The 24,025-nt window shown below is 39.9% G+C and carries 18 protein-coding genes and 1 tRNA gene; 13 read left to right on the top strand and 6 right to left on the bottom strand.

The annotated features are described in order from the left end of the window. The first annotated feature begins 117 nt into the window (after positions 1-117). The 3 genes from AAEY55_RS06905 (at position 118) to AAEY55_RS06895 (ending at position 2,664) form a co-directional block, all read left to right on the top strand. On the top strand, positions 118-1,041 hold the full coding sequence (locus AAEY55_RS06905; protein WP_182677709.1) for a sensor domain-containing diguanylate cyclase: 924 nt from the start codon (positions 118-120) through the stop codon (positions 1,039-1,041). A gap of 138 nt (positions 1,042-1,179) precedes the next feature. Continuing rightward, entirely contained in the window at positions 1,180-1,998 is an 819-nt protein-coding gene (gene cysE / locus AAEY55_RS06900; protein WP_011327343.1) for a serine O-acetyltransferase, read from the top strand. A gap of 18 nt (positions 1,999-2,016) precedes the next feature. Then, the gene (locus tag AAEY55_RS06895; protein ID WP_089367812.1) at positions 2,017-2,664 is read left to right on the top strand and encodes a hypothetical protein; all 648 of its coding nucleotides are present in this window, start codon (positions 2,017-2,019) and stop codon (positions 2,662-2,664) included. A gap of 7 nt (positions 2,665-2,671) precedes the next feature. On the opposite strand, the gene xseA is transcribed toward AAEY55_RS06895, so the two are convergent. Beyond that, positions 2,672-4,006 carry an exodeoxyribonuclease VII large subunit gene (xseA, locus tag AAEY55_RS06890; protein WP_089367813.1) on the bottom strand — a complete coding sequence of 445 codons (1,335 nt, stop codon included), beginning with the start codon at positions 4,004-4,006 and terminating at the stop codon, positions 2,672-2,674. Between the two features lie 136 nt (positions 4,007-4,142). Here xseA and guaB point away from each other — a divergent pair, with 136 nt between their 5' ends. Both guaB and guaA read left to right on the top strand, forming a co-directional pair. Further along, a complete protein-coding gene (gene guaB / locus AAEY55_RS06885; RefSeq protein WP_011327346.1) occupies positions 4,143-5,612 on the top strand; it encodes an IMP dehydrogenase in 1,470 nt (489 codons plus the stop codon). Between the two features lie 106 nt (positions 5,613-5,718). Next, complete coding sequence (guaA, locus tag AAEY55_RS06880; RefSeq protein ID WP_011327347.1) at positions 5,719-7,296, top strand: glutamine-hydrolyzing GMP synthase; 1,578 nt, start codon at positions 5,719-5,721, stop codon at positions 7,294-7,296. A gap of 85 nt (positions 7,297-7,381) precedes the next feature. On the opposite strand, the gene AAEY55_RS06875 is transcribed toward guaA, so the two are convergent. Next, positions 7,382-8,812 carry an MDR family MFS transporter gene (locus AAEY55_RS06875; protein ID WP_011327348.1) on the bottom strand — a complete coding sequence of 477 codons (1,431 nt, stop codon included), beginning with the start codon at positions 8,810-8,812 and terminating at the stop codon, positions 7,382-7,384. Between the two features lie 66 nt (positions 8,813-8,878). Next, positions 8,879-9,451, bottom strand: a complete 573-nt coding sequence (locus AAEY55_RS06870) for a TetR/AcrR family transcriptional regulator (RefSeq protein ID WP_011327349.1) — start codon at positions 9,449-9,451, stop codon at positions 8,879-8,881. A 680-nt stretch (positions 9,452-10,131) separates the two neighbouring features. On the opposite strand from AAEY55_RS06870, the gene AAEY55_RS06865 reads away from it, so the two are divergent. From AAEY55_RS06865 to rimI, 3 genes are all read left to right on the top strand, one after another. Continuing rightward, positions 10,132-10,208, top strand: a tRNA-Trp gene (locus AAEY55_RS06865). Positions 10,209-10,273: 65 nt separating this feature from the next. Then, entirely contained in the window at positions 10,274-10,594 is a 321-nt protein-coding gene (locus AAEY55_RS06860) for a hypothetical protein (protein ID WP_350550625.1), read from the top strand. Beyond that, positions 10,581-11,048 (top strand): ribosomal protein S18-alanine N-acetyltransferase, encoded by a 468-nt coding sequence (rimI, locus tag AAEY55_RS06855; protein ID WP_306288156.1) that lies wholly within the window; start codon positions 10,581-10,583, stop codon positions 11,046-11,048. The genes AAEY55_RS06860 and rimI overlap by 14 nt, the downstream gene beginning before the upstream one ends. Positions 11,049-11,113: 65 nt before the next feature. Here rimI and AAEY55_RS06850 read toward each other — a convergent pair whose 3' ends face one another. Further along, positions 11,114-13,780, bottom strand: coding sequence for an ATP-binding protein (locus AAEY55_RS06850; protein WP_350550622.1), 2,667 nt, complete (start codon positions 13,778-13,780; stop codon positions 11,114-11,116). 366 nt (positions 13,781-14,146) lie between these two features. On the opposite strand from AAEY55_RS06850, the gene prfC reads away from it, so the two are divergent. The 4 genes from prfC to AAEY55_RS06830 all read left to right on the top strand — a co-directional run bounded on the left by prfC (position 14,147) and on the right by AAEY55_RS06830 (position 19,489). Continuing rightward, positions 14,147-15,736, top strand: a complete 1,590-nt coding sequence (gene prfC, locus AAEY55_RS06845) for a peptide chain release factor 3 (protein ID WP_011327353.1) — start codon at positions 14,147-14,149, stop codon at positions 15,734-15,736. Positions 15,737-15,793: 57 nt separating this feature from the next. Beyond that, complete coding sequence (gene argS, locus AAEY55_RS06840) at positions 15,794-17,536, top strand: arginine--tRNA ligase (protein WP_089367818.1); 1,743 nt, start codon at positions 15,794-15,796, stop codon at positions 17,534-17,536. A 525-nt stretch (positions 17,537-18,061) separates the two neighbouring features. Beyond that, positions 18,062-18,700 carry a pyridoxamine 5'-phosphate oxidase gene (pdxH, locus tag AAEY55_RS06835; protein WP_011327355.1) on the top strand — a complete coding sequence of 213 codons (639 nt, stop codon included), beginning with the start codon at positions 18,062-18,064 and terminating at the stop codon, positions 18,698-18,700. A 21-nt stretch (positions 18,701-18,721) separates the two neighbouring features. Further along, complete coding sequence (locus tag AAEY55_RS06830; RefSeq protein WP_011327356.1) at positions 18,722-19,489, top strand: TatD family hydrolase; 768 nt, start codon at positions 18,722-18,724, stop codon at positions 19,487-19,489. On the opposite strand, the gene AAEY55_RS06825 is transcribed toward AAEY55_RS06830, so the two are convergent. Continuing rightward, positions 19,456-20,076, bottom strand: coding sequence for an AhpA/YtjB family protein (locus AAEY55_RS06825; protein WP_011327357.1), 621 nt, complete (start codon positions 20,074-20,076; stop codon positions 19,456-19,458). The genes AAEY55_RS06830 and AAEY55_RS06825 overlap by 34 nt on opposite strands. A 173-nt stretch (positions 20,077-20,249) precedes the next feature. Here AAEY55_RS06825 and serB point away from each other — a divergent pair, with 173 nt between their 5' ends. After that, a complete protein-coding gene (gene serB, locus AAEY55_RS06820; RefSeq protein WP_011327358.1) occupies positions 20,250-21,278 on the top strand; it encodes a phosphoserine phosphatase SerB in 1,029 nt (342 codons plus the stop codon). Here the strand turns inward: serB and AAEY55_RS06815 are convergent. After that, positions 21,275-23,752, bottom strand: a complete 2,478-nt coding sequence (locus AAEY55_RS06815) for a PilZ domain-containing protein (RefSeq protein WP_350550617.1) — start codon at positions 23,750-23,752, stop codon at positions 21,275-21,277. The two genes, serB and AAEY55_RS06815, sit on opposite strands and share 4 nt — an antisense overlap. Positions 23,753-24,025: the final 273 nt, after the last annotated feature.

The raw sequence follows: 24,025 nt of genomic DNA, 5'->3' as shown, positions 1-24,025 counted from the left end.
ATTAACTTAGTAAAATACCCCGATATATTCGGGGTATTTTTTTAGTTAGTTAAAAACTGCTTTTTTGAGTTATTAATTACAGTAAATAAAGTGACATTAAATAGGTATGGAGGAGAGATGTTAGACGACAAAGTATTTTTACGATCGATATTAAATACCATACCTGATCACATTGTGGTTATTGATAAGGTTGGTGAAATTATTTATGAAAATAAAAGTTGGCAATCTTTTGGCGTACAAAATAGCAGTAATTATATAGCTATGTCACAACAGTATAATTATTTACATGAATGCAAAAAGGCGGCTGAACAAGGCGATGAGTTTGGTGTCAGTGCTTTGAAGGGAATTACTGCTGTAATAAGCCATAAACAGGCTGATTTTTATTTAGAATATCCATGTCACAGCGATGATGAACAACGTTGGTTTATGATGAGGGTGATGCCATTTAGTCATAATAACAGTGAATACTATGTTATTAACCATAACAATATAACCGAGCGAAAACAGGCCGAAAATAAAGCTAAACAGTTGGCAAGACTTGATGGGTTGACGAAAATTGCTAACCGCAGGTATTTTGATAGCGTATTAAATAGTGAGTGGAGGCGCTGCGAGCGTTTAGGTCTGCCTTTATCAATTACGATGATAGATGTAGATAATTTTAAACTGTTAAACGATACCTATGGTCATCAACAAGGTGATGTTTGCTTACAACAAATTGCTAACTTGTTAAAGCAATATAGTAAAAGGCCGAGCGACTTATGTGCACGTTTTGGAGGCGAAGAGTTTGTATTAATTTACGGCAATACAAACTCTTTACAAGCAACGGCCAACATAGATCGGATTGTTACGCAATTAAAGGCACTAAATATCGAAAATAAGCACTCATTACCAAGTAAAATAGTTACTGTAAGTGTGGGAATAGCGACCATAATACCAAGTAATAACAGCTGCGCTGAAGATTTACTTAATGAAGCAGATAAACTGCTTTATAAAGCAAAAATAGCCGGTAAAAATAGCGTGCAAGTGACAGATTTAAGCTAATGTGGGCTTTGCTGTACTACCTTATGCTCATTACGGTTATATCTAATAACCAGATAAAATAAAGAAGGAATTAACACCTTATCGGCTAAATCCGTTAAACTTAGCAAAAGGCTCTTTTTGATCAACAAAGGCAGTAATATGCGACATGAAATTTGGCAACAGCTTCGCAGCGAAGCAAATGAAGTAGTAAAACGCGAACCTCTTTTAGCGAGCCATGTTTATTCGTGTATTTTGAACCATGAATGTTTAGGGGCGGCGCTGAGTTTTATTGTTGCTAATAAATTGGCAGATGCGGTGGTGTCGGCATTTACTATTCGTGAGCTATTTGATCAGTCGTTTGTAAGGTGTGAGCGTATGCTAACGCACGTTGCTCACGATATTAAAGCGGTAAAAGATCGTGACCCTGCAGCCGAAACTTACCTTACGGTAATATTAAATTTAAAAGGTTTCCATGCTATTCAGGCGCATCGTTTAGCTAATTGTTTGTGGACGCAAAACCGTAAAGAGTTGGCGCGTTTTATTCAAAGCCGTAGCTCAGAAGTATTTGGCGTTGATATTCATCCTGCTTGTAAAGTGGGTAAAGGAATAATGTTTGACCATGCAACCGGTATTGTTATTGGTGAAACGGCGGTAATTGAAGATAACGTATCAATACTGCAGTCGGTTACTTTAGGTGGCACGGGCAATGAACAAGGCGATCGTCATCCTAAAATTAGAGCCGGGGTACTTATTGGTGCTGGGGCTAAAATATTAGGCAATATTGAAGTGGGTGCGGGCGCGCGTATTGGCGCAGGCTCTGTTGTGCTAAGTAATGTACCGCCACACACTACAGCGGTAGGTGTACCGGCAAAAATTATTGGTCGCCCAGATTGCGAATGCCCTGCAAAAAGTATGAACCAAAACTTTTTAGCTAAACCTGAGCCTGAAAATGAATCGCATACTAGCTCTATGCTATAAAGTAATGAGCAATTTAAAATGCTAAACAAAAGTAACTTACTTGGCCTGTGCTGTTTTATTTTAGGCGTAGGATTAACCAGTGGTTACTTTTTGTTTTTACATTCTATGCCTATTCAAGCGCAACAAAGCCAGCCGTTTCCTTATAAAAGTATTGTTATAAAGCAAGCTAACGATGAGTCACTCAATAGTACTGACGAGCATGTTAACCCTGCCGATGGTAACTTTCAGGCTGAGAGTATTGCGCCATATACGCATAAAATTGCCACGCTTACCAATGAGCTTGAGCTTAAAACCAAACAACTTAAACGCGTTGAACAAGCGTTAAAATTAGCGCAACTAGATCAGCTTGATTTTGCTAAGCAGTTAGAAGAGAAGTTTATAGCTGAGGATGAAAATAGCCAGTGGAGCTACGAAGTAGAAACCGCGCTAACTGATTTTTTAATTACCAGCGATTTAAGTAATACCGCGCAACTAACTAGTTTAGAGTGCAAACAAACACTTTGTAAGTTTAGCCTAGTTGCCGATAAAACTAATCAGCAAGGGCATGTGCAGTGGCGCGAGCTGAACGATAAGTTAGCGCTAATGCCATGGTGGCAGCAATTTAAGCTCACTTCGTCAAATTCAACCGATGAACAGATAGACTTTATAGTGAGCACTAAAGAGTAAGACGCTGCTAACTTAGTACTTGCGAGTGTAACGTGCCGTCAACCAGTTCAGTAATTAAAGTATCTCCGACTTTTACATCCGCTACCGATTTAACCACCTTTTGCTTATCTGTTTTTGTAATACTATAGCCTCGCGCTAATACATTAAGTGGACTTACCGAATCTAGGCGACTTGCCTGCAGTGCTAAGCTGTTATTAGCTTGCTGTAATTGCTGCTGTATTGCTTGGTTAAGCCGAGTTTGTAATTGTGCGAGTTGGTGACTTGCTTGAGTGAGCTTTTTGTCGGGTGATTGGCGCATTAATCTAGGCGTTAAATTATTAAGGGTGCGCTCTTGTTGATATAAACTATTACGCATAGCTTGTTGTAGTGCAATGCTTAGCTCATCCAAGCGCTGCGCTTTTTGATTTAACTGATTACGCGGATGGCATAAATTTAACCTGTGCTGTAGTTGTAATGCTTGAGCGCGCTTTTCGCTCATATCGTGTTTAAACGCATTAGCAAGACGGTTAACTAGCTGAGTTACTTTATTATGTAACTCTTGCGTATTAGGGCTTACCAGCTCTGCCGCCGCAGAAGGCGTAGCTGCACGTACGTCGGCTACATAGTCGCTAATAGTGGTGTCGATTTCGTGGCCTACCGCGCTCACAATAGGCAGTTGGCTATTAAATATAGCGCGTGCAAGTTGCTCATGGTTAAAACACCATAAATCTTCTAAAGAGCCGCCACCACGCCCTAAAATAAGCACGTCTACTTCGCTGCGAATATTAGCCAACTCTATTTGTTTAATTAACTGCAGATGTGCGTCTTTACCTTGCACCATAGCAGGGTAAATAATAACTTCTAACTGCGGTGCGCGGCGTTTTAGTACGGTTAAAATATCTTTTATGGCCGCGCCAGTTGCAGAGGTTATTACCCCGATACGGTTAATGTTTTGCGGTAGAGGTTTTTTATAAACCGAGCTAAATAGCCCCTCAGCGGCTAAACGCATTTTTAGGGCGTCAAACTCTTGCTTAAGTTGTCCTTCGCCAGCAGGTTCCATATGCTCAACAATAAGTTGATAGTCGCCGCGTGGTTCATAAAGTGAAACGCGCGCTTTTACCGTTACCTGCGCACCGTTAATGGGTCGGTAACTTTGGTTACGATTATTGCCGCGCCACATGGCTGCTTTTATTTGTGCTTTATCGTCTTTTAACGAAAAATACCAATGCCCAGACGCCGGAGTAATAAAGTTCGAAATTTCGCCAGTTAGTACCAGCGAGGCAAAGCCTTGCTCGAGTAGGGCGCGTATTTCTCTATTAAGGCGTGACACGGTGTAAATCGTTTGCAAAGGCTTCGAAAACATAAAAAACTACCAAAAACTATTTATAACCCTAGTTTATCATAAATATTTACAAAATATGATTTACTAGTGCCAGCAACGCTGTTAAAATTTGGCCGCAATTCCTTATCTTAGATCCACCATGTGAGAAGTTGCCAAAATGCTTAGAATCGCTAAAGAAGCTCTTACCTTTGATGACGTACTTTTAGTACCTGGTCATTCTACTGTTTTGCCACATACGGCAAATATTTCAACTCGCTTAACGCGTGGAATCAAACTTAACTTGCCGCTTGTTTCAGCATCTATGGATACTGTTACCGAAGCTCGTTTAGCTATTGCCCTTGCGCAAGAAGGTGGTCTTGGTTTTATTCATAAAAACATGACTATTGCAGAACAAGCGAAAAACGTTCGTAAAGTTAAAACCTATGAAGCGGGTATTGTTACTTATCCTATTACAGTAACTGCCGACTTAACCATTGCAGATGCACTTGAGCTGTCGCAAGAAAAAGGTTTTTCGGGCTTTCCAGTAACCGATAGCGATAACAATCTTGTTGGTATTGTAACAGGGCGTGATATGCGCTTTGAAACTAAGCTTGAACAGCCTGTTTCTACTGTTATGACTAAAAAAGACAAGCTAGTTACTGTAAACGAAGGTGCTGCGCGCGAAGAGATTTTAGGCTTAATGCACGAACACCGCATTGAAAAAATTCTTGTGGTTGATGATGCGTTTAAACTAAAGGGCATGATCACCGTAAAAGATTACCAAAAAGCACAAGAAAAACCAGATGCCTGTAAAGACGACCAAGGTCGTTTGCGTGTAGGTGCTGCTGTGAGTGTTGGCGCAGGTACTGATGAGCGTATTGCTGCATTAGTAGAAGCAGGTATTGACGTATTACTTATCGATACTTCGCACGGCCATTCTCAAGGTGTTATTGACCGCGTTGCGAAAACCCGCAAAGAATACCCAGACTTACAAATTATTGCTGGTAACGTAGCAACAGCAGAAGGCGCTGTTGCGCTTGCAGACGCTGGAGCCGATGCGGTTAAAGTAGGAATAGGCCCAGGTTCTATTTGTACTACGCGTATTGTTACGGGTTGTGGTGTGCCACAAATTACGGCTATTTCAGATGCTGTTGATGGCTTAAAAGGCCGCGATATTCCGGTAATTGCCGATGGCGGTATTCGTTTTTCTGGCGATATTGTAAAAGCACTTGTTGCTGGTGCATCGTGTGTAATGGTGGGCTCTTTGCTTGCTGGTACTGAAGAAGCACCTGGCGAAGTAGAGCTTTACCAAGGCCGTTACTACAAATCATACCGTGGTATGGGCTCGTTAGGCGCGATGGATCAAAAAGAAGGTTCATCAGATCGTTACTTCCAAAAGTCAAACGAAGCCGACAAGTTAGTACCAGAAGGTATTGAAGGTCGCGTAGCGTACAAAGGTCCTATTGCAACTATTATCCATCAGCAAGTGGGCGGCCTGCGTAGCGCAATGGGCTTAACCGGTTGTGCCACTATTGAAGAGCTAAACACCAAACCACAGTTTGTACGTGTTACTTCAGCTGGTATGGGTGAGTCGCATGTACATGACGTGCAAATCACTAAAGAAGCACCTAACTACCGTTTAGGCTAATCAGCCGTAATTACATCAATTTATGGGCTAGTTTTACTAGCCCTTTTTAAATAGCTACTCACTATATCAGTAGCATTATTTAGCATCTGACTTTACGAGATACTCCATGAGCAAAGACATTCACGATTCACGAATTCTCATTTTAGACTTTGGTTCACAATACACTCAATTAATTGCCCGTCGTGTGCGCGAAATTGGTGTTTACTGTGAACTGTGGGCATGGGATGTGACCGAAGAGCAAATTCGCGAGTTCAACCCACAAGGTATTATTCTCTCTGGTGGCCCAGAGTCGACAACACTTGAAAACAGCCCACGCGCTCCTGAATATGTATTTAATGCTGGTGTGCCAGTACTAGGTATTTGCTACGGCATGCAAACTATGGCAGCTCAGCTTGGCGGCAGTGTACACAGCTCTGATAAAAAAGAGTTTGGTTACGCCCAAGTAGAAAAAGTGGGTAATTGTGCGTTGTTTGATGCGATAGAAGATCATATCACCGACGGCGGCAATGGCGTACTAGATGTATGGATGAGCCATGGCGATAAAGTAATGGATATTCCACAAAGCTTTAAAACCACAGCTAAAACATCTACGTGTCCGCATGCGGCAATGTCGAACGAAGAAAAACGCTTTTACGGCGTACAGTTTCATCCAGAAGTAACGCACACACATCAAGGGCAGCGTTTATTAGAGCGTTTTGCTATTGATATTTGTGGTTGTGAAAAATTATGGACTGCAGCAAAAATTATCGATAATGCCATTGAGCGCATTAAAGAAACGGTTGGCGATGACGAAGTTATTTTAGGTCTTTCGGGCGGTGTTGATTCATCGGTTGTGGCTATGCTTATTCACCGTGCAATTGGCGAAAAGCTAACTTGTGTATTTGTTGATAACGGCCTACTTCGTTTAAACGAAGGCCAGCAAGTTATGGACATGTTTGGTAATAAGTTTGGCCTAAACATTGTTAAAGTTGAAGCCGAAGAGCAATTTTTAAATGACCTTGCTGGTAAGTCAGACCCAGAAGATAAGCGTAAAGCCATTGGCCACACGTTTATTAATGTATTTGATGAGCAAGCTAAAAAGCTTAAAAATGCAAAATGGTTAGCGCAAGGTACAATTTATCCAGACGTAATTGAATCTGCGGCATCTGCCACCGGTAAAGCACACGTAATTAAATCGCACCACAATGTGGGCGGATTACCAGCTGACATGAAAATGGGCCTAGTTGAGCCACTACGTGAGTTATTTAAAGATGAAGTACGTAAAATTGGCCTAGAGCTAGGTTTACCGTACGACATGCTTTACCGTCATCCTTTCCCTGGACCAGGTTTAGGTGTGCGTGTACTTGGCGAAATTAAAAAAGAATACTGTGATTTACTGCGTCGCGCCGATGCTATTTTCATCGAAGAGCTTCACAAAGCAGAGCTTTACCATAAAGTAAGCCAAGCGTTCACTGTGTTTTTACCGGTTAAATCGGTAGGGGTTATGGGTGATGCGCGTAAATACGATTGGGTTGTATCACTGCGCTGCGTGGAAACTATCGACTTTATGACCGCGCGCTGGTCACATTTACCATATGAATTTTTAGGTGTGGTTTCAAACCGTATCATTAATGAAATTGATGGTATTTCGCGAGTTGTTTACGATATTTCGGGTAAACCACCTGCAACTATTGAGTGGGAATAATCGCGCGTTAGCTACTAGCTAGTATTATCAGTATATAAAAATAAAAGCCCATGATTTCATGGGCTTTTTTGTTGCTAATATTACTTTAAGTATTTTTAGATGACTTTATAAAGAACGACATAATTAACCCGCTAATCGCAAGTACAATTCCCAAAATAAACGCTGTTTGTACACCCGCTGTTAATGAGCTACTTACTGCAGAGGGCGCTGATGGATCGGCCACGTTTTCCAAAAAACTATTTTGAGAAGCCGACATGATTGTAATCGCCAAGGCGGTGCCAATTGAGCCTGATACTTGCAGTAAAGTGTTTATTAAAGCGGTCCCGTCAGCATATAGTTCTCTGGGGAGCTCATTTAAACCATTTGTTTGCGCAGGCATCATAATTAATGTTACGCCAATCATGAGAGATGAATGCAAAAAGATAACCATTGCAATAGAGGTTTCTGTGGTTACATTCGACAGATTCCATAGCGTAATAATCATAATAATAAAGCCAGGTGTAAGTAGCCACTTAGAGCCAAACTTATCAAATATGCGCCCCGCGATCGGAGACAAAGCCCCATTTATTATTCCACCTGGCATAAGCACAAGGCCAGCAGTAAGCGCAGTTAATCCAAGGCCAATTTGTAAATATAAAGGCAAAAGAATCATGGTTGATAAAATAATCATGAATGTGGCAGATACACTCAATAAACCTAAAGTATACTTTGGATATTTTAAAGTACGTAAATCTAACATTGGTTTATCGAGTTTAAACTGTCTTAACGAAAATATAATAAGAGAGATTAGCGCAATTATAATGGTACTAATTACCAGTAAGTTCCCCCATCCTTTTTCACCCGCAATACTAAAGCCATATACAATGCCACCAAACCCGACAGTCGATAACAAAATTGACAGCACATCTATTTTAGGCTTACTCAAAACAGAAACGTTCTGCACATAAGCCAGCCCGTATACTAATGAAAAAACAAGAAACGGAATGAGTAACCAAAGAATCCAATTCCAGCTCAACAGCTCAATAATTAGCCCCGAAGTAGCTGGTCCAACAGCCGGTGCTGTCATCATAACAAGGCCAATCAATCCCATAATAGTGCCTCTTTTATGAACAGGAAAAATGATGAGGGCTGTATGGAACATTAAGGGAATTAATAAGCCGGTTCCGATTGCCTGAATAATACGACCTAATAGCAAAACACTAAAAGAGGGGGCTATACCGGAAACTATCGCCCCAATAATCGAAAAAAGTAACGAAGCAACGAATAATTGCCGTGTACTAAACCATTGTATTAATAGTGCAGAAACGGGAATGAGGATCCCCATAGTCAGTAAGTAACCTGTTGTTATCCACTGCACGGTAGAGGAAACAACATCTAATTCACTCATTAAATTGCCAAGTGCCATATTTAAAGCTGTTTCGCTAAATAAGCCAATGAATCCGGCAATTAAAAAGGATATTAGAATAGGGACTGGTCTTATAACTGTTTTATCTTGTTCATATGCAATTGTAGACATTAAAACTCTCTTCGCTGATTAACTAAATTGACCTGTGTTGATTGATACTTTATTTACTTTTTAAATTTACTTTTTAATAAGCAATGAGGGAATTTGCTCTGCTATTGTTTCAAGCGGCTTGCCCGTTTTCATTGTTAAAGCTAAGAGAATACCGCCCTCAGTTAACGCATGAAAAACAGTAGCTAAACTAGTGGACTGTTGCTCTGTGTAGCCTGCTTCAAGAAACTTTTCAGTATAAATAGATTGCCAACTTTTAAAGGTCGCTTCACACGCCAAGCGAATAGGTTCACTAGTGGAATGTTTTTCTCCAGCAATAGTGCCAATTGGAGAGCCAAGAGGGGTTCCGCCTTGTCCAAACACTCTGGATAATTCATAAACATAAGCTTGAAAAGCATCTATTGGATTGGATACACCCGCAAAGTTTTTTTGAATATCTTCCATAACAAGTCTTTTAGTATTGTTAATTGCAGCAGTCGCCAACTGCTCTTTGCCTTTTGGAAAGTAGTAATACAAGGAGCCCTTAGGTACGCCACTTTCTTCAATTATGTCATTTAGGCCCACTCCGCAATATCCGCGCACTCTAAATAAGCGTGATGCCGTCTCAATTAGAACGTCTTTCGGCTTTACTTTTTCACTCATAACTAAAACACCTCAAATTATAACGACTGGTCTATTATTCCAATGGTAAGGAGGAATCGACTCTGTGTCAATGCTATCGGCTTTACATTTTATTTTGTGTAACCGGTAATATTATCACCAGCATGGCTCTAAAAATGCGCCAAAAGGCGATAGCCAAAGGGGGGCGGAATAGTACGCTTTGTTCTTATCAATATGGTTTGAAGGTGATAATTTAGCTACAAGAGCAAGTTTAAAGGGAATAGCGAAGATTTAAGAGCATGCTAAAATTAGTAAGGCAGGGAGCTTGAGTTATTCAAATTGTAAAAACTATTTAAAAAGTATCTAAAAGCTGCCTAGAAACCATCTAATAATTATCAGCAAATTATCAGCAAGCTATCAGTAAGTTATTAGCAAACTATCTAAATTAGTGCCTAGTTTTATTGAACCACAACAAATAGTAGTATCAGCACAGTGAGATAAAGTAAGCTACAGCACTTTATTGCTATTATATTTTTATTCACAAAACGTAAAAATAATTAATTTAGTGCTCGGCTATTAATATTTGCCTGAGTCTAAGTAATTAAAAAATGAAGAATTAGCCTGCTAATTCGTCGTTTTGTTTATTTAAAAGGCAATCAAACCAAAAAGATGATTTTTTTCTTTACCTTTGGCCAAAGGTCTCTATAATTCGTCGGTATTGCAGGGGCGTAGTTCCAATTGGTAGAACAGCGGTCTCCAAAACCGACGGTTGGGAGTTCGAATCTCTCCGCCCCTGCCATTTCTTCTTTACATCGAATTTATTACTTCTTATATTACCTTACTTACTAATTTCATCGAGTCGTTATGCATTCACGTTACGCAGCTGTTTTTGGTATAGAAAACCTCGAATTAAATCAGCATTATCAAACGGTTAATAACCAGCCAATAAATAATAAAGCAACTGACACTAAAGCAAACAGCGTCGCGCCTGAGCCTATTTCGCTCACAAGCCAGTTATTTGCAGATATAAAGCGTGCCATAGCCCCCATTACCATCAATAGTGTAATACAAGGCACGGCAATGCAATTACATGGCGATCAGTTAGCTTTAACAAATTCACAGCTAAGTACTGCCGATAAACGTGCTTTATGGGCTTTAATGAGTGACCATCTTGATAAACTTTAAATCAGTAGACGCAACCGCTATACCGCAATTAATGGCTATAGAAACCGCATGCCACAGCCACCCGTGGACGTTAAATACCATGAGCTCATGTATTGGTGGGCGCTATTTTAATTTAGCAGCGTTTAACGGTGATACCATGGTAGGTTTTTATATTGGCGAAAAGGCCGGGCCCGACTTTACCTTGATGGATATTTGCGTTGCCCCAAGCGAGCAAGGAAAAGGCATTGCAAAACAGCTACTGAACCAGTTTATTGATTATGGTGAGCAGCAAAATGCTGAAAATTTATTTTTAGAAGTACGCGAATCAAATATCCCCGCAATAAAGCTCTACGAAAATGCAGGCTTTATAGAAATGTCAGTGCGTAAAAACTATTACCCAAGCGACAATCCTGCTAAAAACGGATTTGAAGACGCTATTTTAATGGGCATGGCACTGGGCTTAAACTTTCAATAATATTTTGTAGTGAAGAGTTTGCAGTGATAACTGTATAAAGAATATTGTTGCAGTAAGCCGATAACTTATACCGGCTTACTTTGCTCACTAATAACCTGCTCAATAGCGTTAATTAAGTTAGCTGTTAATTCGTTTAACGCGGCTTTGCTATCGCTTTTTAAATGATCTTCTAAACGCGCAGCACAGTGATAAATATCATCAAAGTTAAAACACCCAGCACTGCCTTTTATATTATGTGCTAATGTGCGTAATGCGACTAAGTTACCCGAAAATTGTAAGCTTTTTATTTCATCTAAATAAGTTGGCAGGTTAGCGACGTAATTTGCATTTATTTGTTGGAATTTTTCACTTTTGAGTATGTCGTCCCATTTATTTTGATTGTCTTTTTCAAGGTGTAGGTAACTTACTAATACGCTTTCTAGGGCATCTTTATCTATAGGTTTCGCCAAAGCCTTGTCGCATCCTGCAGCAATATATGTGTCTACGTCATGGTTCATTACATTCGCAGTGAGTGCGATTATAGGGCCGTCGTATGCTGCATGGCGTAATATTTTAGTCGCTTCTAGGCCACCCATTACTGGCATTTGCATATCCATAATAATTAACTGATAGTCGTTTACTAGCGCCATTTCTACCGCTTCAGCGCCATTGTTTGCTATGTCGGGCTCTAATCCCCAAGTTTGCAGCAGCAGCTTTATTAATAATTGATTATCGGGGTTATCTTCGGCCACTAAAATATGTGCATCAAAATTATTACTAGCGAAGGAAAGCAGCGGATCTTTTTCTGGAATGAGTTGATTGGATTGCTCTAAAAACAGGTTATCGGCTAATGGCGTTTGTAAATTACAGGCTATGGTTATAGTAAAGCAGCTACCTACATCTAATTCACTTTTAACGGTTATATCACCGCCAAGACGTTGTGCTAAATTTTTTGAAATACATAGCCCAAGCCCGGTGCCGCCAAAGCGACGGGTTGTGGTAGCGTCTGCTTGCTCAAAAGGAGTAAATAAGCGCTTAATTTGACTTTCAACCATACCAATTCCGCTATCTTGTATTACAAACATCAGCTCTTGGCTTGCTAGGTAATGAACCGTTATAGATACATGGCCTTGCTCGGTAAACTTAACTGCATTGCTGGCAATGTTGATCAGTATTTGTTTTAAGCGGGTTTCGTCGCTGTTTATAGTGTGTGGTAACGGGAGTTGATAATTAATACTAAGCTTTAGCTTTTTTTGTTGTGCCAGCGGTTCAATAATTGACTCAATGTCGTGCATTAAGCGCACTACATTTAGTGGGGCTTGCTCTACAGCAATTTTTTCGGCTTCAATTTTAGACAAATCTAAAATGTTATTTATTAACTCTAGTAAATGCTTAGAGTTGCGTAAAATAGTGCCTAAATGCTGTTTGTTGTTGGTGATTTTATCGTTATGTAAAAGCTGTTCGGTAAAGCCCATTATTGCGGTGAGTGGGGTACGAATTTCGTGGCTCATATTAGCCAAAAAGCGGCTTTTAAGTTGATTTGCTTGCTCTGCTTGGCCAATCGCAAGCTCTAACTGGCTGTTCATGGTTTCTAGCGCTTTGGTACGGCTTTCTACTTTGTCTTCGAGGTGATGTTTATATTCTTCTAATTGCTCTTGATAATGCCTAATTTGATTAACCATGTGATTAAAGTCGTTAAACAATATGCCTACTTCATCATCGGTGTGCGCGGGCAGTGAAACACCTAAATCGCCATCACCTACACGGTGGCTAGCTGCACCTAATAGCTCAATAGGATTAAGTAATAAATTACGCACTACAATAAAAATAAGTATTGGCAGCGTAATAACCGAAATAATAACAATTAAGCCGGTAATTAAGCTAATAGCCTTACCCGATTGATACAAAACGGCTTTAGGAATAGTCGATACATAATAACCACCGCTCATTTGCACCGCAAAAATCATCCGCTCTATTTTATCTATACTCGAAAGCTCTATGGTTGATAAAGAGCCAATGTCGGCTAAGTTATGTACTTGGTTGAGCTCAAATTCGCTAATATATTGGCCACGAATATTATAATCGGAACTAAATAAAATTTTCCCCTCATTACTAACGAGTAAGTTGAGGGTGTTGTTGTAGGGGGCTTCTAAAATACTGGTGTTAAGAATAGAAGGATCAATATGCAGTACTATAAAACCAAGCTGTTGTGGGCGCTTAAGATAGTAGTCAATGCTATAAATACGCTGAATAAAATACAAGCTGGTGGTGCCATCTGCTTTTTGCATCATAAACTGCTGTTGGCTTAAATTACTTTGCTGTACTTTGTCAAAAAAAGGATACGATTTTGGCGCTATGCTTAAATTACTTGAGTAGTAGGCATCGCTTTTGCCATTTACCGACATTAAGTTAATGCTAATAATATCGGGATAGGCCTCGCTATAACTGGCAAACACATCCATTAACGCACCTAGGCGATAGGTGTAGCCACCATCAGCATGTAAATCGTTAGCTAAAAAATCGTTCAATACGGGTGAGGTGGATAATAGCTTGGCAGTGGATTGAAATGAGTCAATATAGTTAAATACTTTTTGTTGTTGTTGTTCAACAAACCGGCTCATAATTAAATCAGCTTGTTTTTGTGTTGAGTTGGTTACATTAGTTAGCGTAAAACCACCTAAAAATAACAGCGGAAGTATAACTAACGGCGTTATATACCATAATAACCTAATGCTTAACTTACTGGTTTTCATTACCAAACAACACATCCTCCATGTAATGTTAGTAATAATATGTTTTACAGCTATATTACTCAAGCTTAGCGTTTGTTTATTGTGCTGGTAATATTTATAACTAAGCACAATTTAGGACAATAATTGAGTAAATACGCGCTCTGGGAGAGTTAATAAAAAAAGAATCAGTTAATAACTAAGCATTGATTGTTTATAGAGTGAAGATCAGCGAAAATAGTCTTCAATTACGATTAACATAACGGATCGCGTGTGAGGAGCCAAATTGGGTTCTTCCTAGGGTGTGTTGAGCTTTCGGGGTTGAGCAATATTAGCTCTGAAACGTCAGCATACATAAATGTCCGTATTCAAACTAAAAGAACTTTTTTAATGGCAGAGCAAAATCTCCTCAGTGAAATTAATAAACGACGTACCTTCGCGATTATTTCGCATCCAGATGCGGGTAAAACCACCATCACCGAAAAAGTACTCTTATTCGGACAAGCTATCCAAAAAGCCGGTACAGTAAAAGGCCGTGGCTCTAACCAGCATGCTAAATCTGACTGGATGGACATGGAAAAAGAGCGTGGTATTTCTGTTACTACCTCAGTAATGCAGTTTCCGTATAAAAACGCCTTGGTTAACCTGCTCGACACACCTGGACACGAAGACTTCTCAGAAGATACGTACCGTACCCTAACAGCAGTCGATTCGTGCTTAATGGTTATTGATGCGGCCAAAGGTGTAGAAGACCGTACGCGTAAATTAATGGAAGTAACACGCCTGCGTACTACGCCAATTGTTACTTTTATGAATAAATGTGACCGTGATATACGCGACCCAATGGAGCTGCTTGACGAAGTTGAAACCGAGCTTAAAATAGCGTGTGCGCCTATTACTTGGCCAATTGGTAGCGGTAAAGGCTTTAAAGGTGTTTATCATATTCATAACGATGAAGCGGTTTTATATAAAACTGGCCAAGGTCATAAAATTCAAGACGTGCGCACCATTAAAGGGATAGATAACCCAGAACTGGTTGATGCTATTGGTGACGATCTTGCCGCGCAATTACGCGATGAGCTAGAGCTGGTTATTGGCGCATCCAATGAATTTGATTTAGAGCTGTTTTTAGCCGGCGAACTATCGCCAGTTTATTTTGGTACAGCACTAGGTAACTTTGGTGTTGACCATGTACTTGACGGCTTAACTAAATGGGCGCCAACGCCATTACCACGTGAAACAGAAGACCGCCAAGTAGTTGCCACTGAAGAGAACTTTACTGGCTTTGTATTTAAAATTCAGGCCAATATGGACCCGAAACACCGCGACCGAATTGCCTTTATGCGCATAGTGTCGGGTAAATACAGCCAAGGCATGAAAATGAATCATGTGCGAATTGGCAAACAAGTAAGTATTTCTGATGCGGTTACGTTTATGGCTGGCGATCGTGAGCGCGCAGGTGATGCATTTGCTGGCGACATTATTGGTTTACATAACCACGGTACGATTCAAATAGGTGATACTTTTACTCAAGGTGAAAAGCTTAAGTTTAGTGGTATTCCTAACTTTGCACCGGAATTATTCCGCCGTATTCGTTTACGTGATCCGCTTAAGCAAAAGCAGTTATTAAAAGGCTTAGTACAACTTTCAGAAGAGGGTGCTGTACAGGTATTTAGACCGCTAATAAACAACGATTTAATTGTAGGCGCAGTAGGTGTACTTCAGTTTGATGTGGTTGTAGCGCGCTTAAAAGCAGAATATAACGTAGATGCAATTTACGAAGGGGTTAACGTAAATACAGCCCGCTGGGTAAGTAGCGACGACGTTAAAAAGTTTGAAGACTTTAAGCGCAAGTGCGAAAGTAATTTAGCACTCGATGGCGGCGATAATTTAACTTACATAGCGCCAAGCCGTGTAAACCTTAATTTATCAGTAGAGCGCTACCCAGAAGTCACCTTTAGCCATACACGCGAAAACTAAAGCCAGCTTAGTAAAATTTTAAAAGCCTGCTTTGGCGGGCTTATTAAGGTAAAAAATATGAACATTCGTACTATTTTAGTAGAAAAAGCCATTGCCGCTATGACAGCTGTAGGCTTACCAGCAGATACTAACCCAGCAGTTACACAAAGTACTCGTCCACAATTTGGTGACTACCAAATTAATGCTGCCATGGGCGCGGCTAAAAAAATGAAAAGCAACCCACGAGAGCTTGCGCAAAAAATTATTGATAACCTAGATGTAAGCGACATTGCCGAAAAAACTGAAATTGCCGGCCCAGGGTTTATAAATATTCATTTAAAGCCTGAATTTTTAGCACAAAGCGTTAAAGCGGCGAACAGTGATGCAAAATTAGCGGTTAATGAACACGCTAATCCACAAAAAGTGGTTGTTGATTACTCATCGCCAAACCTTGCTAAAGAAATGCACGTAGGCCATTTACGCTCAACCATTATTGGTGATGCGATTGTGCGTGCGCTTGAATTTAGAGGCGATAGCGTTGTGCGTCAAAATCACATGGGTGATTGGGGCACACAATTTGGTATGTTGATTGCGCATTTAGAAGATCAAATTAGCCAAGGCGTAGATTTAGATACAGTAGCACTTGCCGATTTAGAAACCTTTTACCGCGACGCTAAAAAACGTTTTGACGATGAAGAAGGCTTTGCCGACAAAGCACGTAATTATGTAGTTAAATTACAAGGCGGCGACGCGCATTGTGAAAAACTGTGGAAGCTTTTTATTGCCACTTCAGTTAAGCACTCTGAAGAAGTATATAAGCGCTTAAATGTAACGCTTACACAAGCTGATATTATGGCTGAAAGCGCATACAACGCTGAGCTAAATGACATTATTAGTTTATTAAAAGATAAAAATATTGCCGTGGAGTCGCAAGGCGCACAGGTTGTATTTTTAGATGAACTAGCAAACAAAGATGGCGAACCATCGGCATTTATTGTACAAAAATCGGGTGGCGGCTTTTTATATGCAACTACAGATTTAGCCGCATGTGATTACCGCTCAAATAAGTTGGGTGCCGATCGTATCTTAATTTTTGTTGATGCGCGCCAAAGCCTGCACTTTAACCAAGTAGAGCTTACAGCACGTAAAGCTGGTTTTTTACGCGATGAAACTAGCTATGAGTTTTGCCCGTTTGGCACCATGATGGGCGCCGACAACAAACCATTTAAAACCCGTACCGGTGGCACAGTTAAACTTGCCGATTTACTCGAAGAGTCGATTAATCGCGCAGCAATAAAATTAGCCGAGCGTGAATCTGATTTATCAGAGCAAGAGCGCAGCGAAATTGCCCGCAAAGTAGGTATTGGCGCAGTTAAATATGCCGACCTTTCTAAGCACCGCACCAGTGATTATATTTTCAACTGGGACAGCATGCTAAGCTTTGAAGGCGCAACAGCACCTTACTTACAATATGCCTATACGCGTATACGCAGTATTTTTCGTAAATCAGGCGTTGATGCAGCTACACTAAATTCAAACGTTACTATCGTAGAGCCGCAAGAAAAAGCGCTAGCGCTTAAGTTACTGCAGCTTGAAGAAGTACTTGATTTAATGATCAGCGAAGCCACACCACACGTACTATGTGGTTACTTATATGAACTAGCAAGCTTATATATGACGTTCTACGAAGCCTGCCCAGTACTTAAAGAAGGCGTAGAGCCAAACGTACGTGATAGCCGTTTAGTGTTATGTAATTTGGTTTCTAAAACATTAGAGACGGGATTAGACTTACTAGGCATTGAAGTCATGGAGCAAATGTAATCACCGTCGTATTTTAACCTAATACTGCGTTATCCAATCCGACTTACCCTAATCACATACAAACCGTATGCTCATAGGGATAAGCCGGATTGGACGCCTTGTCTTAGGCTAAACTACTTAGGTGAACTGTCTGCTGCGTGTAGTTCGCTTTAGCTGCGTTGTCGTGCTTTTTTAGCCTAAGTCACATACAAACCGTATGCTCCTTGGCATAAATAGTTCTACCGCCTTGCTAGCACTCCTACACTTGCAGATGTAACGCTTTACACCGTAGGTTGGGTTGAATGAAACGAAACCCAACGATACACCTGATACTCTGTATTTATTGTTATCGCATAAACTTGAGACTCTGTGTTTATTGCTATCGAATATACCTAAAGCTCGATGTTTATTGCTATCGCATACACTAAAAATTTTGTGTTTACCGGTATCGAATGTACCTAAAGCTTGATGTTTGTTGTTACTAGCATCACTATTTAAGCTCGTTACTCTAAGCTCTTTTCTAACGCTTTATTTAAAGGATTTATTATGAAACTCGAAGATATCCGTCGTGAATACCTGCAAAACGCGTTAAGCGAAGATAACTTGCTTGATGATCCGTTTAAACAGTTTGAAACCTGGCTTGAGCACGCTGTAGCAAGTAATTTACCTGATCCAACCGCTATGGTAGTGGCGACAGTTGATGATACCGGGCAGCCTTCGCAGCGCATTGTATTGCTTAAGCATTTAGATAATGATGGTTTTGTGTTTTTTACTAATACAGGTTCGCGCAAAGCGCAGGAGCTTAAAGGTAATAATAAAATATCGCTGCACTTTCCTTGGCACCCTATGGAACGCCAAGTAATTGTGTATGGCGAGGCTAAACCTTTACCTACTTCTGCGGTGGCTAAGTACTTTTTATCTCGCCCTAAAGAAAGCCAGCTAGCAGCGTGGGCATCAGCACAAAGTCGCCCAGTTTCATCGCGTAAAGTGTTGATGGAAACCTTTGCCAATATGAAAAACAAGTTTGCTAAAGGTGAAATTCCTTTACCTGACTTTTGGGGTGGCTATTGTGTTGTACCGCAAAAAATTGAGTTTTGGCAAGGTGGGGCACACCGCCTGCACGACCGCTTTATGTATCAGCGCCAAGCAGACAACAGCTGGCAAATTACACGCTTAAACCCTTAATAAATCGATGAGTAAGTAACAATGCAATTTATTGACTCTCATTGCCACCTCGACTTTACAGAGTTTGACTCAAACCGCGAGTCACTCATTAGCGAGTGTGTAGCAAAGGGAGTTGAGCAGTTTGTGGTGCCCGGTATTAGTTTGGCCCAATCGCGTGCATTACTTGAATTTAAAATTAACTTTGCAGGCGTAAAAATAGCTGCAGGACTGCATCCTTACTTTTTAAATCAGCATCAAGAGTCCCATATAGAGCTGCTATTTACATTTGCTACGGCCAATAAAAACCAGCTGGTGGCAATTGGCGAATGCGGTCTAGATCGAAGTATTGAAAACCTCTCCAAACAAACCTTTTTATTTGAACAACAAATAGCACTGGCTAATCAGCTAGGGTTACCGTTAATTGTGCATCATAGGCAAAGCCATGATTTAATAGCGCAGTCGTTTAAGCGTTGTAAGCCTAAGTATGGAGGGGTTATTCATGCGTTTTCGGGATCACTTCAACAAGCTCAATATTATATTAAGCAAGGTTTTAAGCTCGGTGTAGGCGGTGTTATTAGCTACCCGCGAGCGGTCAAAACGCGCGATGTAATTGCCAATATAAATACATCGCACCTAGTGCTTGAAACCGACTCGCCATCAATGCCGCTATGTGGTTATCAAGGGGAGATCAATACGCCGCTGCAAATAGTGCGGGTATTTGATGTATTGTGTGAATTAAAGCCCAAACAACACAAAGAGCAACTAGCTACAGAGCTTTACGACTCATGCTGTGATGTTTTTTGTATATAACGATTAACCTGCCATATTTTTAAGCCACGGCCAAATTGCCAAGTAAAAATACATGCAATTACCAACATTAATAATACTTGGCGACCTAAGTCATGAAAATGATTGTGGCTAGATGTAACTGCCGCACGGGTTAAATAAGTAATAGATACAAAACCAACAGGTCTGTCGTCGTCACTTACCACGGGCTCTATAAACGGTGTTTTAAGTTTACTAACACCAGGAGTTGATTCAGATAGCTGGCCGCTAACATGCAGCGATTGCCAATTATCGCTACTGGCTATAAGCATGCCTTGCTGGTCGTAAATTGTGGCTGAAAGTACAAATTCATCTTTGCTTATGTTGTTACATAATGCATTAAGTTGCGGTTTGTTTTTTTCAATTAACGGGGTTTTAGCATTTAATGCCATAAATTTGGTGAGCGATTTTGCCGTACTATCGGCACTGTCATAAAGTAATTGATGGCTTTGAAAACTACTATTAATGCCCACCCAGCTCAGTAATATTAAGCAGGCAGTAGCAAGCAATAAACGCACTAAGCGTTTTTTTTGTGAGGCAGTGATAGGGTTTTTAAGATGGTTATTTTTCATAGTCACCGTATATACTACTGACAGCATTTTGATTTGATGTTACAAATGCTATACCCAAGTTGTTTGGGTATACTATAACCTTAAACCCCACCTGATGGCGAATTTAGCGCAAGTAATATATTTAACATTTTGTAAGTAGCTATCAGGATAACAAAAAAATTCACGGAGAATCCATGTCGCAAACGAACATGGCACAGCCTGGTGCTGAGCAACCATTAACGCAGTTAGTATTAAATAAATGGTTTAGCTATCAGGATGAGGTGTTTTTACCGTTAAAAAACCTACCTAATAAACACCAAGGTTTATTTAGTATTGCCTTTGCTGGCAATTTTAGTATTACCCATATTAAAGCCATAATAGATTTTTTTGCGAAGCATAATCAAACCGTTACAGGGCTTTGCCAGTATCAGCCCGACTTAAGTTTACCAGCGGCACTGTGTTTTTATATTAAGCAAGCAGAGCTGCCGATTAACCCGCTAGTATTACAACAATTTTCCAGCACACTTGATTTTCAGCTAGTGCAAATAGCTTGCCCACCCAACTTGTATGAGCCAGGTTTATTGGTAATGGATATGGATTCAACCGCTATTACTATTGAGTGCATAGATGAAATTGCACGCTTAGCTAACGTATACGATGAGGTTGCTTCGGTAACAGCACTGGCAATGGCTGGTAAGCTTGATTTTAGTGAAAGCCTAAATCAGCGCGTCGCTAAACTTACCGGAATTGAAAAAAGCTTAATAGATGAGTTAAAAAATAATTTACCTTTAATGCCGGGTATTAAAATGCTTTGCCAAATACTTAAACAGCATCAGTGGCACTTAGCCATTGCGTCAGGTGGTTTCGTACCCTTTGCAGAGCAAGTACAAGCGTTAATCAATTTAGATGAAGTACACGCTAATGTGCTTGAATTTAAAGATAATAAGCTCACAGGTAAAGTATTAGGCACAATTGTAGATGCACAGCAAAAAGCCGTTATTTTAGAGTCATTACAGCAACAGCTGGGATTAATAAAGTCGCAAACAGTGGCGATTGGCGATGGGGCTAACGATTTAAAAATGATGGCAACAGCAGGGCTAGGTGTAGCAGTACATGGTAAAGCAAAAGTGGTTGAGCAAGCCCAAGCAGCTATTTGCCAAGGCTCGTTATTACAATTACTGTATATGCTAGCTATACCATTAAATAGTGAGGCTACTGTTTAACGCAGGCGGTTTAGCCAAAGCAGTTTGCGGCGACCCATTTGGTCAACTTGTTGCTGTTCAAGTTTTAAATGGCTTAAGGCTTCTTCGGTGATATCGACAATATCACCGACACCCGCTACAGACCACAATGCCTCTTCTAATTCCCTTGCTTTATGCAGCGCATATTGACTCACATATTTTAGTTCGTTAGATAAATAATCGGTATCTGGGCGTCCAGTACGTGATATATACAAGCGCATAACAAAAATAAGATTCGACTTTAAGCCTTTGCTTATTTGTTCCTGAAAATCATTATAATCCTCACCTGCTATGCAATAACTGGTAATAGACTCTGAAATACTGCCCTTACGGGGATCAAAATTAATCACAAGTGTAAAGGCGCTTGGCGGATCTTGGCGGCTAAGATCTTTTATCTGTGGGGTGATCACATTAACGATTTGCTCATCAGTAATAATGCTCGATAAATCGGTTTTATTACCCAACAAACCAAAGTTTTGTAAAAGCACATGTAGTGGGCTAGGGTATAAGCCAAAGCCAATTGCACCTGCTTTAAAGTGCGCTCCTTCTTTATGTAAATAAAGTGGGAACTGGCAAACGCTTTTAGTTACCATATTTCTAAGTGCTGTAGAGAGCCCAGGCACTTTAGGCGCTTCTTCTGACACTTTTAGTTTATCTTTATTACTGTTAATTAACTGCGTAAAAAACAGCACTCCAGCATGGGGTAAGTCGGCAACTCGGCTGGCTTTTAAATTAATAATAGTGAACGACTTATTTACAGCCATCACTTCGTACTTTAGCTCACAAAGCTGATATGTTTTGGTTATTTTTTGTAAGTCAGGAAACGAGAGTAAAACAATGTCGCCTTTTTTTAAGCTTACTGGTTGTTTGCATTCAAGCTGCAAGCCCATAACCGAAAAGTCGCGAGTAAGGCCATGTACTACCTCATCGTTTACGCTAATCGACACATTCGTTTTATATAAGTAGCGCTTATCAGAGCGAAGATTTACATACTCTAAAGGTACAATATCTAAATAAGGCGCAGACTTACTTTTGCTATGGCCAAAATGCTTCAATTGATTAATCAAAGCTTTATCGTAATTTAATTGCTGATAGTGTTGCTGTTCAGTTTTATTACCAATAGCAGTTAGTACCACCATATATTTTACATTTTTCACTAACCCTTCTACCCGAGGAGAAGGCGGCTTATTGAGCTTTTCAATATTTTTACTTACAGTGTTTGGTAACGATAAAGGAATAAATGAGTCATCTGGATGGCTTGGCATAATTTGTATTTTAAAGCACTGCCAGGTGTCTTTTTGACTGCCAAAAGCTAAAAATAAGTTTTTTAGCTGAGGGTTTTGTTCAAGCTCATTACGTGTTGCAGAATAATAATAAATTTTGCCCGCTGAAATATGAGTAAAAGTATATAAATAATCTTCTTTAACTGGAGTCTGTTTTAAAAGTAATGCATTAATACGTTGCTCATTAAGCACACTGTATAAACAAGGGTTTTGGCGTTCATCGGTAAAGTAACGTTGAATAAAAATGTTGTTTTCTGTGGTTAGACTTAAGCTAGGATAAAGTACATTGTCTTTTTTACTTAAAAATACATATAAAGAGGTGACGCGTGGAATATAGTATTGCTCGTAACCCTTAGAAACCACAGCATCGAGCGTATTATCAAGGTTTACTTTATAGCGACGTTTATTACCGTGGATAAAGCTTTCTAAAAAATTATCAAATGCTTCATTATTTTCAATAAAGGTGCGTTTTAAACGAATATGATTAAACTCTTTAGAAATATTTTCTACGGCGACAACCTCATACTGAATGCCATTTTTTAAACCTAGCTCAAAGTCTTGCTCTAGGCCTACCAAACGCATGGCGATTAAATGCCCTTTTTTTAGCACATAACGAGTGGCTAGCTTTATTTTACAACCACTGAGGGATATATCGGAAGTGCTAGCAGCAATGCTTTTTTTGTCGTTGTACTCAACCGTTACTTTAATTGAATAGTTCATTCGCTCTTCACGGCGGTTTTCATAAGAGGCAAACTTTATAATATTTGTATTAAGGGAGTCATCAATGGCTTGCTCTGCAATTTTTTCTGTGGCTTTGCGTTGTAACACCCGATGATTATTTTCGGTGTTCATCACTGCCTCATAAACGGCGAGAGTATAACCACCGTGTTGTTTTAGCGCAGCTTCAAATACTTCAATCGCTGTTTCATCCATGAAATGTTGTTTGCCATTGTGATCATAAGGCTTTACCTGCCCAGTCACTAAACCACGTAAGTCAATAAAGCGCGCTATCGGCTGAGATAAGCGTGTCATTTCCATTTTCATTAAAAACTGTTCAGGCTTTGTAAGCCCAGCTATTTTAGACTTAAAAATTAAATCAAATTTAGGGTTGCCTAAATAATGTTTTAATTCAGATATAAGATCTTCGTGCTTGAGCAGTATGTCTTCAGCCATTTATAAAACCATCACCGTCTAATTAAAAAAGTAGGTATACTATTAAATCCATTTATTAGAAAACTCAATAAATGTCGTATCGTGTTATTGTTGTTAATATAGGTACGATTATTCGAGTAACTACAGTTTAGCGCTTGTTATTATGTGTTAAATACCAATTTATTGGCAAGTTACTTTAAACTATTATTCAAGCAATAAGTATGCCCTAAAGTATAGTAAAAAAGAAAACAGCATTTATAGATAATAATAGTAGTGCTAAATTATCTTGTTGGT

The sequence above is a fragment of the Pseudoalteromonas sp. 120-MNA-CIBAN-0494 genome (genome assembly GCF_040308885.1).
GTDB classification, from domain to species: Bacteria; Pseudomonadota; Gammaproteobacteria; order Enterobacterales; family Alteromonadaceae; genus Pseudoalteromonas; species Pseudoalteromonas nigrifaciens.
Note: the sequence above shows the minus strand (reverse complement) of the source record. Positions and strands in the feature narration are given on the sequence as shown.